General features: G+C 50.4%; 3 protein-coding genes and 1 pseudogene. 3 read left to right on the top strand and 1 reads right to left on the bottom strand.

Going from position 1 to position 2,891, the window contains the following annotated elements:
* The 3 genes and pseudogenes from KDK18_RS13420 to pth form a co-directional block, all read left to right on the top strand.
* A pseudogene (locus KDK18_RS13420) lies at positions 1-599 on the top strand (type I restriction endonuclease subunit R); the annotation flags it as partial.
* A 111-nt stretch (positions 600-710) separates the two neighbouring features.
* On the top strand, positions 711-1,343 hold the full coding sequence (locus KDK18_RS13415; RefSeq protein ID WP_257255437.1) for a 50S ribosomal protein L25/general stress protein Ctc: 633 nt from the start codon (positions 711-713) through the stop codon (positions 1,341-1,343).
* Between the two features lie 56 nt (positions 1,344-1,399).
* A complete protein-coding gene (gene pth / locus KDK18_RS13410; protein ID WP_257255436.1) occupies positions 1,400-1,993 on the top strand; it encodes an aminoacyl-tRNA hydrolase in 594 nt (197 codons plus the stop codon).
* A gap of 2 nt (positions 1,994-1,995) precedes the next feature.
* Here pth and KDK18_RS13405 read toward each other — a convergent pair.
* Positions 1,996-2,891, bottom strand: an 896-nt coding sequence (locus tag KDK18_RS13405; RefSeq protein WP_257255435.1) for a D-alanine--D-alanine ligase, incomplete at its 5' end; no start/stop codon positions are given.

Raw genomic sequence — 2,891 nt, 5'->3', positions numbered from 1 at the left:
ATTTAGACGAGCAAACCTTTGAGGACTACAAGAGTAAATATCTGGATATTTATGACCGTACTCGTTCTGACAGGGAAGCAGGGGTCTCGATTATTGATGAAGTCGATTTCGAACTGGAGCTGATTCAACGGGACGAAATCAATGTTACCTACATCCTCAGGCTCCTGGCTGATCTGCAAGGATCAAAAGACGCTTCATCTAAAGAGTTTGAGCAAAAGAAAAAAGGCATCATCGATTTAATGAATAATGAAGTTCAGCTTCGCAGCAAGCGGGAGCTGATTGAGAAGTTCATCAATGACTGTATGCCAGACCTCACAGCTGAAGACGAGATAGAGGAAGTCTTTGACCGATTCTGGAGTGAGGAGCGTAAACAGGCTGTTAAGGGCTTGTGCTCCGCGGAAAACCTGAATCAACACGCCCTTTACCAGATGATGGAGGATTATCAGTTCACTGGCAAAGAGCCACTGCGGGAAAGGGTTTTTTCTGCCCTGTCCGTCAAGCCGAAGTTGCTTGAACGAAAAGCTATTTTTGAGCGTATAGTCGGTCGATTTAAAGAAATTATCCGCATTTTTGATGAAGACATTGGTGACTTGCCGTAAAACCCAAGCTTTTGTTTTGCAATTTATTGGATTGCCGGTATGATATGGCGCCTTTATTAAAGCCTTGGTATCTGGTCGCAAGATGCTGAGGTATTCCTTTGGAGAAAGAAAATGTCTGAAGCTATCGCTCTGAGCGCTGTTGTACGCAAGGACGTAGGGAAAGGTGCGAGCCGCCGCCTGCGTCGTGCAGAACGGGTACCTGCCGTTATTTATGGTGGCGAGCAGGAACCCGCGCAAATTACTCTGGAAGCCCGTGCTATCCGTAAGGCACTGGAATCCGAATCTTTCTACTCCCAGATTGTTACCCTGGACGTAGAAGGTGCTTCCCAGCAGGTTATCCTGAAGGACCTGCAGCGTCATCCGGCAAAAGACTTTGCTATGCACCTGGATTTCCTGCGTGTTGACGCTGCTCACGCGGTAACCACTCACATCCCGCTGCACTTCCTGAACGAAGACAGCTGTGTAGGTGTGAAAGCCGGTGGCGCTATCACTCACGCTCGTGTTGAAGTAGAAGTTAAATGTCTGCCTGCTGACCTGCCTGAATTCATCGAAGTTGATATGGCGGATGTTGAGTTGGGTGGTCACATCCACCTGACTGACCTGACCATGCCTGCAGGTGTTGAGCTGGTTGCTCTGCAGCAGGGTGAAGGCCACGATCTGGACGTTGCTTCTGTTCAGTCTACCCGTGGCGGTAAAGAAGAAGCTGAAGAAGCAGCTTCTGAAGAAGAAGGCGGCGAAGAGTAATCAGCTTTTTTTATGGTTCGGGGCTGTATATGCAGCTCAGGGCTATGGAGGATGTTATGGCGAAGGATCACTCGATCAGGCTGGTTGTCGGACTCGGCAACCCTGGTGCTCAATACGATGATACTCGCCATAATGCCGGCTTCTGGTACGTGGAGCAGTTGGCCCGGGCCTACGGTACCAGCTTGCAGCCCGAGAAGAAATTTTTTGGTTTAGCTGCCCGCGTTACCATCGGTGGACAGGATGTCCGTCTGCTAAACCCGACCACATTCATGAATCGCAGTGGTCAGGCGGTGGGTGCGATCAGCACCTTTTTCAAGATTCCTTCCCAATCTATTCTTGTTGTTCACGATGAGCTGGATCTGCCTGCTGGTATCGGTCGTCTGAAGCAGGGCGGTGGGCACGGTGGACATAACGGTCTTCGGGACATTATTTCAGCATTGGGAAATAATAAAGACTTTCTGCGTTTGCGTCTGGGTATTGGTCATCCGGGCGAGAGTAAGGAGGTGGTTAATTATGTGCTGAACAAGCCTTCCGTGGCGGATCGTCAAAAGATCGACTCGGTGATCGACGAAGCCATCCGCATCTCTCCAGAAGCCTTCAATGGTGCTCGTGCCAAGGCCGTTCAAGAGTTACATACCTTTAAAGCCTGATTTTACGATGGCTTGATATCCAGTTTGGGGATTGGCCAGTACTCTCTGTCATTGCGCATGTTTTCTCCCCGTTTCAAAGCCTGATCCACCAGTTTACAGATCAGGATGTCAAAGGGTATTCCTGCGTGTCTGGCACCGTCTGGAAACAGGCTGGTGGGTGTCATTCCCGGCAGGTTGTTCAGTTCTGCAAATACCGGCTCTCCTGATTCCGGAACGATAAAGTCAGAACGACTCAAGTCCTGACAGCCTAAAATCTGGTGTGCCTTGAGTGCAATCTGTTGAACTTTCCGACACTGATCCTCCGAAATTCTGGCGGGGATCACATGATCACTGAGGCCCGGTGTATAGCGGTGAACATAGTCATACCAGGCACCATCTGGTGTGGTAATTTCGGTAACGGGCAAAACCTGGTAGTCGTCATCCAGATGGAGAACGCCGGCAGTGATTTCCCGACCGGTGACAAACTCTTCGACCAGGAGTTTTTCATCCATTTGCAGGCCGGTTCTCAGTTTACTCATCAGGTCTTCATAGCCCACGGCAAACTGGATACCAATACCGGAACCCTGACCTGATGGTTTGATGATGACCTTATGTCCAAGGGATTCGATACAGTCGAGGGTGGCGTCTTCACAGTTCTCATTACGATAGACGACTCTGTCCTTAGCCATAGGGATGCCGACAGATTGCAGCAGGCGTTTGGTAACCACCTTATCCAGAGAGCAGGCGCTTGCCAGGGCTCCGGAACCCACGTAAGGAATGCCCATAATATCCAGCAGCCCTTGCAGGCGGCCATCTTCGCCGTAGGGGCCATGGGCGACAGGAAAGGCAACGTCAACCTGTTGGGCTACGAGTTGTTCCGGAAGTGTTTCGTCGAGTTCCAAATGGACAGCTCTCCCAT

Source organism: Endozoicomonas sp. SESOKO3, from assembly GCF_024606255.1.
The sequence above is the reverse complement of the archived record's forward strand: the minus strand, read 5'-3'. Positions and strand labels throughout refer to the sequence as shown.